10 protein-coding genes are annotated in these 14,509 nt (G+C 45.3%); 1 reads left to right on the top strand and 9 read right to left on the bottom strand.

Annotated elements, in window-relative coordinates; translation table 11 throughout:
- Positions 1-42: 42 nt before the first annotated feature.
- The 3 genes from KUL49_RS11200 to KUL49_RS11210 all read right to left on the bottom strand — a co-directional run bounded on the left by KUL49_RS11200 (position 43) and on the right by KUL49_RS11210 (position 5,401).
- Positions 43-1,782, bottom strand: coding sequence for an AMP-binding protein (locus KUL49_RS11200; protein ID WP_131137317.1), 1,740 nt, complete (start codon positions 1,780-1,782; stop codon positions 43-45).
- A gap of 368 nt (positions 1,783-2,150) precedes the next feature.
- Complete coding sequence (locus KUL49_RS11205; RefSeq protein WP_131137318.1) at positions 2,151-2,729, bottom strand: hypothetical protein; 579 nt, start codon at positions 2,727-2,729, stop codon at positions 2,151-2,153.
- A 302-nt stretch (positions 2,730-3,031) separates the two neighbouring features.
- Positions 3,032-5,401 carry a DNA polymerase II gene (locus KUL49_RS11210; protein ID WP_181412771.1) on the bottom strand — a complete coding sequence of 790 codons (2,370 nt, stop codon included), beginning with the start codon at positions 5,399-5,401 and terminating at the stop codon, positions 3,032-3,034.
- A gap of 301 nt (positions 5,402-5,702) precedes the next feature.
- Between KUL49_RS11210 and KUL49_RS11215 the strand changes: the two genes are divergently transcribed.
- Positions 5,703-6,734 carry an MBL fold metallo-hydrolase gene (locus tag KUL49_RS11215; RefSeq protein ID WP_131137391.1) on the top strand — a complete coding sequence of 344 codons (1,032 nt, stop codon included), beginning with the start codon at positions 5,703-5,705 and terminating at the stop codon, positions 6,732-6,734.
- A 69-nt stretch (positions 6,735-6,803) separates the two neighbouring features.
- Here the strand turns inward: KUL49_RS11215 and KUL49_RS11220 are convergent, their stop codons facing one another.
- The 6 genes from KUL49_RS11220 to KUL49_RS11245 all read right to left on the bottom strand — a co-directional run bounded on the left by KUL49_RS11220 (position 6,804) and on the right by KUL49_RS11245 (position 14,127).
- A complete protein-coding gene (locus KUL49_RS11220; RefSeq protein WP_131137319.1) occupies positions 6,804-8,132 on the bottom strand; it encodes a sensor histidine kinase in 1,329 nt (442 codons plus the stop codon).
- A complete protein-coding gene (locus KUL49_RS11225; RefSeq protein WP_014949492.1) occupies positions 8,132-8,716 on the bottom strand; it encodes a chemotaxis protein CheX in 585 nt (194 codons plus the stop codon). The genes KUL49_RS11220 and KUL49_RS11225 overlap by 1 nt, the downstream gene beginning before the upstream one ends.
- On the bottom strand, positions 8,713-9,078 hold the full coding sequence (locus tag KUL49_RS11230; RefSeq protein ID WP_014949491.1) for a response regulator: 366 nt from the start codon (positions 9,076-9,078) through the stop codon (positions 8,713-8,715). The genes KUL49_RS11225 and KUL49_RS11230 overlap by 4 nt, the downstream gene beginning before the upstream one ends.
- 267 nt (positions 9,079-9,345) lie before the next feature.
- Entirely contained in the window at positions 9,346-10,521 is a 1,176-nt protein-coding gene (locus KUL49_RS11235; protein WP_014949490.1) for a histidinol-phosphate transaminase, read from the bottom strand.
- 19 nt (positions 10,522-10,540) lie between these two features.
- The gene (locus tag KUL49_RS11240; protein WP_014949489.1) at positions 10,541-11,362 is read right to left on the bottom strand and encodes a sulfite exporter TauE/SafE family protein; all 822 of its coding nucleotides are present in this window, start codon (positions 11,360-11,362) and stop codon (positions 10,541-10,543) included.
- A 116-nt stretch (positions 11,363-11,478) separates the two neighbouring features.
- Positions 11,479-14,127, bottom strand: a complete 2,649-nt coding sequence (locus KUL49_RS11245; RefSeq protein ID WP_131137320.1) for a TonB-dependent siderophore receptor — start codon at positions 14,125-14,127, stop codon at positions 11,479-11,481.
- Positions 14,128-14,509 lie beyond the last annotated feature (382 nt).

A 14,509-nucleotide genomic window follows, 5' to 3' on the forward strand; every position in this document is an offset into this window, starting at 1 on the left:
TTACGGCGGGTTTTTTGCGTTTGGAAAACAGAAATAATGGGGTTATGCTTCGGTTTGTAGGGCTTGCTTCTTCAGTGTTTCTATCATGTATTCGCGCATTTTAAACTTCTGAAGCTTCCCTGTTACCGTCATGGGGTACTCTTTAACTACGCTGATGTATTTGGGTACTTTAAAGTAGGCTAGTTTGGATTTAAGGTAGTCGCGTATCTGATCTTCGTCTATATGTCGATTTTCCTTTGCCTTAATCCATAGGCATACTTGCTCGCCATATTTGTTGTCAGGAATACCAAAGACAGCGGCGTCTGACACATCCGCATGCTGATATAAGACTTCTTCAATTTCTCTTGGATAAATGTTTTCGCCACCGCGAATAATCATGTCCTTTATCCTACCAACTATTGTGACATAGCCTTTTTCGTCCATTTCTCCGAGATCACCAGAATGGAGCCAACCTTCATCGTCTATGGTGGCTTTCGTCTTAACCTCATCACCCCAATAACCTTTCATAACACAGTAGCCTCTTGCACAAATCTCACCCGGTTCGCCAATAGGCACCGTATTGCCTTGGGGATCTATGATCTTCACTTCTGTATGGGGCATAGCGCGTCCTACGGTTTTGACCTGCTTTTCAAATGGCGAGTCAATGTCAGTAATATGATTGATAGGGCTACACTCTGTCTGACCATAACCTATGACGACTTCTGTCATATGAAATTCACTATGAACCTTTCGCATGAGCTCTTCTGGACAGGTACTACCTGCCATGACACCTGTCCTTAGTGTTGATAGATCAAAAGCTTTGAAGTTGGATAGTTCGAGTTCGGCAATAAACATGGTTGGTACGCCATGTAATCCCGTGCACTTTTCTTCTTCTACTGTACGGAGTGTTGTCTCAGGGTCGAATGACTCCCCGGGGAATACTGCGCATGCACCTGATGCTAAGCAAACTAAGTTGCCCAATACCATTCCAAAGCAGTGGTAAAGCGGAACGGGAATACAAAGTTTGTCTTTGTGTGTGAACCTCATTGCTTGTGATACTAATAGCCCATTATTTAGAATGTTTCGGTGCGTTAACGTTGCGCCTTTCGGATTTCCCGTCGTGCCAGAGGTAAACTGAATATTGATGTTATCATCCGCGCTAAGGTTCGATTCAACGGCCTCCAACTGAGATTTAAGCGCTTCCGTTGGTTCTATTTGTAATGCAGAAAAAGCCTGTAATCCTTCTACAGGCTTATCGCCAATAGTGTATACATATTTAAGTGAAGGCAACTTAGCAAGCGTTAGAGGACGCTTTGGTGTGTTCTTATCTTGGCTGTCGATTTCTGGCGCAAGCTCTTTCAACATGGCGACGTAATTTGACTGCTTGAATGACTGCGCCATGACTAAGTATTTTACGGCAACGTTATTAATGGCAAACGCTAATTCATCAGGACGATAAGCAGGGTTCAGGCATACCATGATCGCCCCGATTCGCGCAGTGGCCATCTGTACGATCGACCATTCGATATTGTTCGGAGACCATATACCCACACGGTCGCCAGGTTCTACACCGTTTGCAAGTAAGCCGCAAGCAACACGTTCTACTTCATACCAATACTGCTGATAGGTCCAGCTAACGTCTTGATGTTTTACAATAATCGCTGGGTTATCGCCATAATTGTCGACAACATTTTTGAAATACTGACCGATAGTGAGCGACGTCAGCTCAGCGTCATCAGAGCCAGTAAACTCACTTTTCTGAAGAGGGAGTAGTGAGTTCGGTGTAAATTTTGATTCCATCATATCTTGCCTCCATGCGCGTACGCATCTGATTTATATATAAATAATAGAGTTGGCTGTTTCGGCTTTTGGTTCCAAATAACCAATGGCAACAATTGCAGTAAATGCTGAATACGCAACGAATAAAACAAATAATTCAATCTTTATTAACAATATTGTTGCAAACGGGTTTTGTCGACAAGATGTTAGTCGTATATGGGGTTATTCAACGATGAATTTGTGTAACTCGTCGTACACGCTGAAAGGAGAACAATAACCAAAAGTGACAACGTATTTGATGTCTAAAGAAAATTTTCTCGACTTTAATGAAACAAAAAAGCCTCCGACGAAGGAGGCTTCCTAAAAATTTTTACTTTACGAGAGGTGAGCGTCTATTCAGACTCAATACCTTCGAAGTAGGCACGATATTCCATACGGGTAACGTAAGAATCGCCATTTTCGTCCATCATCTCAAAGTCACCTTCGACATGTGCAACCTTTAACTCCTCGGCTGTTAGCTTACCGTCGCTGTCTACATCGATTTCAGTAAACTTATTGTCTGCTGTGGCTGACATTTCAGTACGAAGCTCCTTATTCTTCTCTGATATCATTTCACCGTCTGCTTTAGAGAATAATTCAGGGTTGCCCTTTTCCGAGAGTAGAGCGTCATTGGTGCCTTCAGTTTTCGCCTGAGTAATGATGTCGTCGCTAAACATTGATGGTTTTTCATCAACAAACTTGTTGAATTCAACACGGCTAATCATGCTGTCACCATCGGTATCCATTTTTGCGAGAAGCTTACTGTCAATAACGCCAGAAGACTCTGAACCGACGATATAGCCGTTTCCATCCTTGTCCATTGCGTTAAATCCCATCGAGATCTTCTCTTCGTGGTGGCCTGCTACTGCTGAAGCAGATAGTGTTGCAGCAATAACAGCACTGGTAATCATACTTAGTTTTGTGATCTTCATAATCAAATTCCTTCTGGCTTTTACAGTGAACTCGGGCGTTCAATTGCCCTAACCACTAGGTCCACAGACCTCAACATAGGTGCAGATTGGAAGAAAGTTTCAATCTGACACCGCTAATGACTTACGTAATTCAATATTCATTGAATGTGCCAAATGCATAACTAACTGATTTAGTGAGGTAATAAAAATATAAGGCGAGGATTGCAATGCTATTGCTATGTTAAATTGTCGCAGTGTTTGCAAGATCTTCATACGTCAAACTTAAGCTGATCTCAGATATAGATAGAACCCCATTAATGAGATTAAAACAGTGAGAGTTGATCGTTCGCTATTGTCTCAAAATTCAGGCCGATAAGAGGCAAGATGCTATCGGCAATGGGCTGGATTTGCTTTTCAATATAGTGGTCATATTGAAGAGGAGCCGTTGCGGTCTCTACGGTTTGAGGGCCCTGTACTGTAATGACATAGGCAATGGTCGTATTAAACTGATAGCGAAGAGGCAATCCTTGTTCTTTATACTGCTCATCCGCTAAGCGCGCTGCTTTTACGTGGGGAGGCAGCGACTTTGAATACGACGATAAAGGCTTTCGAAGGCGCTTTTTATAGACCAAAGCGTGGTCCATTTCACCGGATTTTATCGCTGCTATCGTGCTATTTATGTAGTCTTCAACAGGCTGTCCAGTAAACACTTTTTTGTACAGCTCGTACTGGAAGGTTTTAGCTAGTACCGTCCAATCAGAGCGGACATTTTCTAAGCCTTTAAAGACAAGTTCACCGCCCTTCATTCCTGCGTAACGTTTTTTGCTGCCTTCGGAAGAGCCTCGGATCGTCGGCATAAAAAACGTAGAAAAGTGAGACTCAAACTCAATTTCTAAGTGGCATTCAATGTCGAACTCACTTTTTAGTAACTCAGTCCACTTTCGATTAATAATGCTAGCGAGCTCAAGTCCAGTTTCTGAGGGCGTACCCAGTGCATCATTCCCTTCTACATGAACAAATGTTGAGTCGGTATCGCCGTAAATAACCGTATAGCCCAGTTCTTCAATCCAACCCGCAGTGGTTTGCATGATCTCGTGACCCCTTAATGTGATTGAGCTAGCCAGGCGAGGATCGTAGAAGGGACAGCCGCCACTACCAAGGACACCATAGAAGGAGTTCATTAATATTTTGATGGCCTGAGAGCGCGGTGCGTCTTTCTGTTTTTTGGCTTCGTCGCGCTGAAGCCAAAGGTTTTCAATGATAGAAGGTAGAAAATGAGATTCGCGGCTAAATACTGCGCCTTTAAAACCTTCTATCGCCGTGTGGGGGGACTTAAGCCCTTCTGCAAGTCCAAACGGATCGATTTTAAATGTACGAATGATGGAAGGATACAGGCTCTTAAAATCGAGGACTAAAACGTCCTTGTATAAACCTGGCTGGGAACGCATGACATAACCACCCGGACTAGCCAAGCCTCCATTTTCAGGTCTTACCCCCGCGACATAAGACTTGCGGTGAAGCTTAGGCAAGTACACATTTAAAAACGCGGCCACTGACCCTCCGGGGCGACTCATATCTAGGCCGGTAAGAATACTGCGCAGCGCCAGAAAATCGATAAATTGGGTTTTATCCTGAATGCGGTTGACCAGTTCCGTATCTTTAAAGTTATAGTTAGCGAGTGCAACAGGGTCGCTATGATAAAGACGCTTTATCGCTTCAAGCTTGTCTGCAGCCTGAATAAGCTTATTTTCGCCAAGCAGTTCTTCAGATACGTGATCGAGCGAGAACGACTCGAATTGATAAGTCATTGTTTTTAGTGCTTCGATACCATCAATAACGCATCGTCCTGGCACATCAACGAGGGTTTGATCCTCCCACTGTCTTACAGAAGCCTCTCTGCCATGGCGGCCGATAGCATACTTTAGCGAGTTAGCCCTAGCGCGGCGTTCAAGTACCGCCATATCGAACTGTTTAACATTCCAGCCTAAAATGATATCTGGGTCGTAGGATGTAAGATAAGAAACAAATGCTTCAAGCAGTACTTTTTCTGATTCAACGGTAATGAGCTCGTACTCGCTGTCTTCTTGTCCCTGCAATGTTTGCCCAACAAAATGTGGTGGGCATAGTAGCAGCACAACGTTGAGTCCTTCACCGGCTAACGCAATGCTAAAGAGTTCTTCATGCTCATTGCATTCGATGTCTATGCTAAGTGATGTAAATGTGGTTCTGAATTGACAGGGTCTGATTTGCGCATTTTCTATAACGATCTGAGGCGTATCGTCGAAATCTTGCGGAGCCAGAAATTCCACCGCACCATACACAAAGCGCTCCATTAAGTAGCGATCGGCAACGCGAATATCGGCTTCGTACAATATAATACTGCTTTCCTGCGCATGCTGGCGAAGCTGATGCATATGTGATTCGGTTGCGGTTTTTACCGTCGCAACAGGAACTTGTTCCAGCGTGTAAAACCCGTCATCTGAAATACTGATCTTTGCTGAAATACGCTCGGCGATATTGCGTAAATCATTGGCGTGATCAACAGATACAAAGCAAGTGGGGTATTGGGGTGAAGAAATTAACCTAGCGGTGCTACTGGGCGTTTTTACCCATAGCTCAACATACACCTTGCCTCGCCGGGTAAACGTACTTTTATTGAGTATGAACCCTTGTTGTATTGTTGAGGCTGACATGAATCTGATTTACTAACCGGCTTTGTTGACGTTAATTTCTTTAAATAGCCTCATGGGCGTGTACGTTTTATAAACTCGCATTACCATTATCTGTTCAATAACTGGGGCAAAGGTGCAATAAAAATGCGCTACCACTGTGCACGAGAAATGGCAGTAGGCTTAGTATAACGTTTGTTATCACCTACTCCTATAGATCTCTATTCGACAGATATGTTTGTTTTTGTAAGCAGCGCGAGTTAAAACGAAAACGTACAGTCTTTGTGCACGTTAGACCATGCACGATAGAAAAGGTGAGGGCGATATGGAATATCTATTCGATAAACAGGTAGAGCCGGGCGAGCTAATAGAAGTGGCCGATGGTGTTCTTTGGCTAACAATGCCGCTTCCATTTGAACTTGACCACATAAATTTGTATCTGATCCGCGGTGAAGGCGGTTGGGTGGTCATTGATACTGGCATAGGAACGTCCACCACCAAAGCGCTGTGGGAGCGTATATTCAAGCAATTAGACGGGCCAATAGTTGGCGTTATTGTTACGCATTTACATCCTGATCATGTAGGGTTAGCGGGCTGGATAGCCGACACGTATAATGTTCCCTTTTATATGTCTCAAACTGAGTACTTTACTGCCAGAGCGTTTGCGGCAGGAAGAAATGGCGCAACTAACGAACGGGATGTGCAATATTACCAGCGAGCAGGTTTAGACGAATCCATGATCGCAAAGCTTACTTCTGGTGAAGGCAATGGCTACAGCAGCGTTGTTTCACCACTACCTATTAGCTACACACGTCTAAAGCATGGTATGACGCTGTCGCTTGGCGGTAACGAATGGCAGATCATCATTGGCCGCGGCCACTCTCCTGAGCATGCGTGCCTTTACAATAAGCAAAAAAATAGTCTCATATCAGGCGATCATATTTTGCCGATTATCACGCCAAACATTGGCGCCTACTCAACTGAGCCTGACGCCAACACCTTAGATGACTACCTTTCTACGCTGCCGCAATTCAAAAATTTGCCCAAAGATGCGACAGTATTACCTGCTCACAAGCTACCCTTTATCGGCCTGCATGAGCGAGTAGATTCGCTTATTGCTCATCATCACGAGCACCTAAAAGCACTGTTAAATGCTTGCGAGCAACCTCAAACGGTCGTAGAGCTATTACCGGTTATGTTTAAGCGCAAGCTCTCTAGTCGCAACATGGTGTTTGCAGTAGCAGAGTGTTTGTCTCACCTTAATTACTTGCTTAATGAAGGAGTCATTTCGCGGACGTTAAACAGCAAGGGTGTGTATACATTTAAAGCCTGTGAAGTAAAAAAGCTTGCTTGTTAGTTCAGTCAGAGGACATACAAACAGAGTGAGGATTAACAACGTCCTACTCTGTACTGGGCTATCTGTTTTCTAGGCCGTTTGAGAGTTTTCCGTTTCGTTTTCTTTATTCTCTTCATTATCTTCACTGGACGGGGGCTGTGCTGCAGGCTGTTTCGGAATGGTGATCTCTACCACGGTTCCTTTTGCCTCTTTGCTGCTAATAGATATTTTACCTTGATGTTGTTCGATGGCGGTGTAAGCCACAGAAAGGCCCAGCCCTTGGCCTTGCCCTTCAGGCTTTGTAGTAAAGAAGGGTTCAAAGACTCGCTTTAGATGTTTTGTAGGAATACCGCAACCCGAGTCCAGTATTTTGATGGTCACCAACGTAGGTGAATAGAGCACAGTGAGTTTAATGAAGCCCCTATCTTCTATGGCCTGCGCAGCATTTATCATGACGTTCATTAGCGCCTGTTTCAGCGGCCCAGGGTTTCCCATTACCTCCACTTTCTCTAATTCACATTCAAATTTATATTGGGGCGCGCTGTATTGGGCTGAAATAAGCGTGATCAGCTGGTGACACACGGCGCAGATATCTACTATCTGCACGCCTTCGGTAGTCTCCAGCGAAAAGTTCTTAAGGTTTTCGACGATGTCTTTTACGCGGGTAAGACCATCTGTAGACTCGGCAATTAGCTCAGTAATATCGTCCTTTAACAGGTCGTAGTGATTAGACTCAAACAGTGCGTCGACCTGCTCTTTAACTTCGTCGGTGAAGTGTTCGAGTTGCCCCTGAACACCTTCACAAATCGCAATAAGGTGAGTTGCGTATTGCTCAAGTGTATTGAGGTTAGCGCTCACAAAACCAATAGGGTTATTAATTTCGTGGGCGATCCCCGCCGCTAGCTGACCAGTAGAAGCCATTTTCTCTGCTTGAATAAGCTGGCTTTGTGCGGTATCGAGTTTGCGAATTAACTTTTTTTGCGCTTCGTGTTCTTTTTTCAGTGCTTCTGAAAGCTTTTGCTGGGCTCTAAAATAGCTAGCTTGGGCGGTCACATCTTGCAGAAAAATACACGCCAATTTTTGCCCTGTGTTTTTGTCTTTAATGGGCAAGATTTCCATGTTTTGATACATCTGTGTTTCTTCACCCGTTATAGGGCGAGAGCTCTTAAACGGAAAGATGTGGGGGCGTTGTTCCCAGTAGCTAAAGCTAGGATGCTGCAGTACAAAAACTGACTTTAGTCTGCGTTTTAGAAACTTACCTTGTCCTTGAAATAACTCAACAACTGGCGTTTCTTTATAGCAGTCGCGCATATTGTGAGGAAGTCGATCTAAAAAAAAGTCGTTTAGATAAACAACCTTAAAGCTCTCATCGACTATACCAATTCCGACAGGTAATTTACCTACCAGTTGTTCAAACATTATGCGAGTAACTCATCCAATGTGTCTTTCATGCGTGCAAGAGATTCATCGTCTAAGCAGAAAACAACGCGCATGCTAAACGACGAGATCGCGATAATAAACTGCACTTCCATCACTAAGCTGTGCTGCCATTGCAACTCATCGAAGTTCGCTTTATCGGGCAAGAATAACGTGGGCATGTTCAAGTTAGTGGTAAGCTCCAACTGGTCGGAAAGACCAGCCAAACACGCACCTGCCAAAATGTTACAAAGCTCCAAGATAATCTCTTGAATGTCTTCTTTGCTTAATGGTTCATCGTAATCCATTAACGTTGCGACCTCACTCAATCCAGCTTGAGATAGTACAGACATCACTTCGCCGTGTACGTCGCCTAAAAAAGACTGACGGGTATAGAAAGCGTCTTCGGTTTCAAATAAGAGACTGTAAAGCTGGGTGGGAGTAACCGCTGAGATTTTTGGGATAGAAATATCAATTTTGGTTTCAATTAACTGCGCAAGAGAGTTAGCCGCTTGCCCCATGGAAATATTTAGGAGTTCTTGAAGGGCATCTCTTTGCTCTTCGTCTAGTGGTAGTACAATGCTCATAGATACCCCAACTCAAACAACGACATTGCTAATTCTTCTTTATCAAGCGGTTTGCGTAAAAAGCGCTTTGCCCCCAGAGACATGACAATTTTCTGTTTTTCTGGCTGAAAGTCAGCGCTAATCACAATTACATTTGGGGCGTCGGGCCTTTGGTGCAAGAATTCCAACACACCAACGCCGTCAACTTCTGGCATGGTTAGGTCTAAAAGTACCAATGCAAATTCACTTTCTGACAGCGCATTTATGGCTTCTTGCCCGTTTGTTGCTTCGGTGATGTCATACTCTAAATCTTGCGGAAGTGAGCGAATCACACTACGCCTCGACAACTTAGAATCATCAGCTACTAATACAGAAATTGACATTTACAGCCTCCTAGAGCGGCATTTAATGCGATGCCTTTTTAGTAAAGTATGTGCAACTTTAGCGTTACTGCAACAATACCGTAAAAATTTTCCAATCAGCGTATTCTTTGAGCAGTGGCGCTTTAAAATGAGTATATGACAGAAGTGACTTTTATGCGTATTAGACTTTTAGTTGAAAATGACTAGGAGAGTAAACGAGGAAGTAGCAGAAAATTTAAGTCTATAAGTAGCGAGGTGTGCATCGGCCGACAATGCACACCCTTGCAGCTAAGTATTTTGCATAGTGTACATTTTTTCAAGTGCACTGGGCATGGCATCAACATAGCGTTTTACATCGCCAATTTTTCCCATACTTACGCGAGACCAGTTGTCGTACGTACGGTAGATTCCTCTAATCAGCACGTCCTGTTCAGCCATGGCTTGGCGGAAGTACTCTGCGTTGCCGTCACCTAAATTAACAAAAATAAAGTTAGTACTAGAAGGTAGTGCTGTCAATCCATTTGCTTTTACTGCGTCCATAACCATAGATTTACCTTCATAAATTTTCTCTTTAGAGAAAGTTAAAAAGGCATCGTCATTGTAGCTGGCGATAGCCGCGGCAAGGCCTGCTTGATTCAATGTATAGCCGCCCATGCCATAGCGATTGATCCACTCAGTGTTTTCCTCTGATGCGATTAAATAGCCCACGCGCATACCTGCTAAGCCATAAATCTTTGAGAAGGTTCTCGCTACAATGACATTATGACCTGCTTTAACGAGCGGAATCATTGAATGCTTAGGAGGCTCATCGATAAGCTCGTTATATGCCTCGTCGACCAACACCAGTGTTTTTTTAGATGCTTTTATGCAGAATTCGCGAAGCTTATTCGGATCGAGCACTTTTCCCGTTGGATTGTTCGGGTTACAAATGTGCACCATACCAATAGAGTCGTCTATTGCGGCGTACATGGCATCAAGGTCAATATCAAGCTCTGCCGTATTAGCAACTCTCACTATTTCTGGCGCACCTTGTTTTTCAGGTGCTTTAGACGTGGTGTCCCAAAAAAGGTCCGGGCCCAGAATTTTTCCGTTCTTGCTGGCCGCAAGGGCGGCGTAGGAAAGAATAGGGCTTGAACCGGCGCTCAAAGAAATGTGCTTTCGAGTAATGCCATAGCGCTCGGCAATCATATCCAATAGTGTCATAGCGGCGGGATAAGCATAGTAGGCTCCACCTTCCGCCGATGCTTTTGCGATAGCGTCTAGCGCTTTCGGGCTCGGCCCAAACGGGTTTTCATTGGCATTGAGCTTTGCAACCCCAGGCTTTGGTCCATACATAACAGACGATGGGGAAGCGCTTGCGCTAACAGATTGGGCGCTCACAAGGTGACTTATGCCACTCGCACCTATTGCTGACGCTGCAACTGTGCCACCAATAAACAAGCGTCTTGAACGGTTATAACTCACGGGTTTTCTCCTTCTTCTTTTAAATGGCTTTATAGAACATTGCGCTAGAAACAATGACGAGATAGATGCCAAATAAGCGCTTTAGCTTCTTTTCACTGAAGTTGTGCGCCATTTTGGCTCCGATTGGAGCGGTAAAGATTGCCCCAATACTGATAGCAATAAGCGCAGGTATATTGATGTAGCCAATAGTGCCTACCGGCAACGAGGCGGTTTCAGGGTGCTTCATAAACAAAAAGCCAATGGCACCCGGAAGCCCGATAAGAAAGCCGACGCCTGCGGCGGTCGCAACAGCCTGTTGAATGGTGCGCTGGCACATCACCATAGTGATTACTGTCGGCGTACCGCCGCCTATGCCAAGCAGAGCAGAGAAACCACCCAGAACAAACGCCAAAACCGCTTTGCCTATGCCTTTAGGCATATCGAAAACAAGCCCGGGTCTTACAACGAACTCAGGGAAAAGGAAGTATACGGAGTAAAGTAGAACACCAGCGGCGAACACGACCGTTAAACCATTGGCGCTGGAGTTGTTTGCGATGAGCAGCCCGCCACCAACGCCAAGAATAAGCCAAATACTCCACGAGCGAAGAATGTCAAAATCCACCGCACCTTTAGCGCGATGCGCCATCACTGACCGAGCGCTTGATACCACAATGGATGCCAATGATGTTCCGATGGCTACCTTAACGAGGGCTTCTGATGGAGGAGTAAAAAACGGAAAAACAGCGAGAAGAGCAGGCACGACAACAAACCCCCCGCCATTACCAAACAGACCTGCCGTGATACCTGCAATGGCACCAGTTATACACAAAGTAACTACAAACCACAGTAGCTCTATTTCCATTTGCTTTTTACTCCGCATGAAACAGCTTTAAACATGAATGACCTTTTAAGTTTTTCTTATATACAGTTAACTACATACACAAACACCGACTTATGTCGGTGTTTGCAAGGAGCCAGTTAAAAACGGGCTGCAAGTCGGGTGTAGTAATACCCTCCCTGCCAATCAACCACCGAGGCAGAGTCATAGACTTCACCGCAACAGGCGTCGCCGTTAGTACTTACATCTGGGTAATTGTCGAAGAGATTTCTTACCCCCACTGACAGGGTGAGGTTTTCGTTAATAAGATAGGAGCCCTCTATATCGAACATATATTCGTCACCAAAGGTTTGAATATTCGTGGCGTTTACCCCGTCATCGCTTCCCGCATTTTCGTATTCGCCAAAATAGCTAAGACGTGCAACGGCAGACCACACGTCGTAACTGTGGGTAACTGAGAAGACACCACGCATTTCGGGACGGCCATTTTCAAAGTCGAACTGATCCTCAGCGTTCAAGTATTCACTCGGATCAGAATCGAATTCTGTTTTGTTGTAATTCACAGAGCCGGTTAGCACGGTTGCGCCATACTTCGATTCCATCTTGTAAGTAGCAACAACGTCCACGCCCTCGGTTACGGTATCGAAAGCATTTTGGAAGAAGAACACACCACCAATGGACTCGGCGCCAGAAACATTGGCACCGGCTAGGGCTAGATAGTTTTGGTATGCGTCATAACCGTTTGCTTGAGGGTCGGTAACGACAGTGGTGGAAACTTCTCGGGTAGACACAGAGTAAAGGCGGTCTTCAAGCTTGATGTTGTAGTAATCAACAGTGAGCGTTAAATCGCCATAGTTCGCAGTCATGCCCAGCGTAAAGTTGGTCGATTTTTCGGGTGAAAGCTCGTTGGCACCAAGCGCCTGCGCTACTTCGCCGCCGGCTGGGAACAGACCTGTTGCTACTGGGAAGCCATCGGGCAGACGTGTAGATACGTTGGTCGTGCCTTGCTGACCTGGAGTAGGGGCTCTAAAGCCAGTGCCAAAAGACGACCTAAAGCCTACTTCGTCACTAAACTGATAGAACCCTGCAACTTTGTACACAACCTCTGAGCCAAAATCAGAATAGTCTTCATAACGCAGCGCAGCCTGAGCAAACAACTCGTCTGTAATGTCACCAGAGATATCCGTGTATACCGCATATGAGTCACGCTCGTATGAGCCCGAATAGTCTGGTGAATAGCCAGGGAAGCCGTTGGAGCCAACGCCTACAACGGTATAAACGGCGTCTACTCCAGCGAATCCATCATCTTCAACCCCATCGTCGTTACTGTCAGCACTGGTGTAGTTGGCACAATTCAGAGTTGAACCGTTAGCAATGACAGCAGCGCCCAGTGCCGTAGTGGTGTAGTCGTCGTTACAAAACTCCCAAGGGTCGGATGTGGCGTAAGAGCCTGCAAAATAGGAACTTAGCTCGCCTTCAGATATTTCGTATGACTCGTCTAAGTAACTTGCACCGAAGGCAAGAACATACTGGTTCAAGTCATAGGTGAAGTCAGCTTGAATCTGTGTTTCTTCGTTGGTTAAGTCACCCGGCTTAAATGAAGTAGGTGACTCGTTACCCAGTGACGGGTTAATGGTATTGGCTAGTGTGTAAGAGATTTCATTATTGCCGTAACGACCACTGATATCATAAGTAAGGTCGCCCGACATGCCCTTAATACCACCAACAAATGAGTAGTCAGTCACATCGCCGAAGAAACGAGGCGTGAAGCCACCGGGGAAGAACTCTAGCGGGTTCCAGATTGAACCGTCCTCAAGTCGAATGTCTTCAATGGTGCCATTGCCTGGATAGCGATAATAAAATGAACCGTCACCTTCACTTTCTGAATAGTTACCGAATGCGTAGAATTCAAGTTCACTGGATAGTGCGTAACCTGCGTTAAAGAAAACACGCGTCCCGCTTGTATTTGGTTGCCCCCATGGTTGGACTACGTCTGAACCATGAACGCTGTTGGCCATGGCCGTAGCATCAGCGATGTATTGATCTGACTGGTCATCCACACAAAACCATGGCTCACAATATTGCTCACCACGGAAGGTGGCTTCGCTGTCAGAGTATTCGGCTGAAATACTGAAAAAGCCATCGTCGCCTAACGCGAAACCTTTATTCCCAGTAACGGTAATTTGATCGCCATCTCCTTCGTAGTAGCTGCCATAGTCGGCAGTGAACGAGCCGCCTTCGGTGTTATTTTTTAATTGAAAGTTGATAACACCTGCAATGGCATCTGAGCCATATTGCGCAGCTGCACCGTCGCGCAACACTTCAACACTTTGAATTGCTGCGGTAGGAATAGTTGCTATGTCTGGCCCCTGTGTGCCAGAACCGCCAATTGAAACAAGTGCGGCCCTGTGACGACGTTTAGAGTTAACCAAAACAAGCGTTTTGTCGGTGGGCATACCTCGAAGCGTTGCTGGACGGATAAACGTTCCGCCGTCGGAAATCGGCTGACGGCCGACAGAGTAAGAGGGAACGAGTGTCATAAGGACATTGTTCATATCGGTAAACGCAACGGCTTCAACGTCTTCGGCGGTGAGTACATCAACCGGTACAGGAGAGCTGGTTACTGAACGCGGTGCACCGCGGGCACCAACAACGGCAATGCGTTCTAGGTCTTTGGCTTCTGTGGTTTCTTCAGTCACTTCTTGCGCCTGTACAAGCAATGAAGTAGTGAAAAGTGTTAATCCGGTAAGTGCGTAACGTACTGCAGTGTGGAGCTTTTTCTGTTTCATTTGTGTTCCCAATCGTGCTTATTGCTACTTAGTTTTGTGGGTGTGGATTATTAAAATCTGCACTCTTTTAGGCACGCACGAGCACTACTTTGATGCGAGAAGCATCTTGTTATTGTTGTCTAGCCACTCGTGTACAAGAACAAGGCTAAAAACTCTTTGGCTTTGCAGGAAGAAAGAAGATTATTCAGGGGTATAAGAAAAATATTGAGCCGTCTCACAGGGCGCTAATTTAATGCTATTAGACTTAAGTATGGGGGAAGACAAGATTTTCATGCCCCACTGCTTTTAGCCCATTTTTACATTTTTGCTTCATATAACTTAATGGAATGGCATATTCGTTGCTGCCGTTTTCATTAAACCGTTCCCGTTCTAGAACTCACCA

Source organism: Alteromonas sp. KUL17 (genome assembly GCF_006538305.1).
In the GTDB taxonomy this organism is placed as follows: Bacteria; Pseudomonadota; Gammaproteobacteria; order Enterobacterales; family Alteromonadaceae; genus Alteromonas; species Alteromonas macleodii.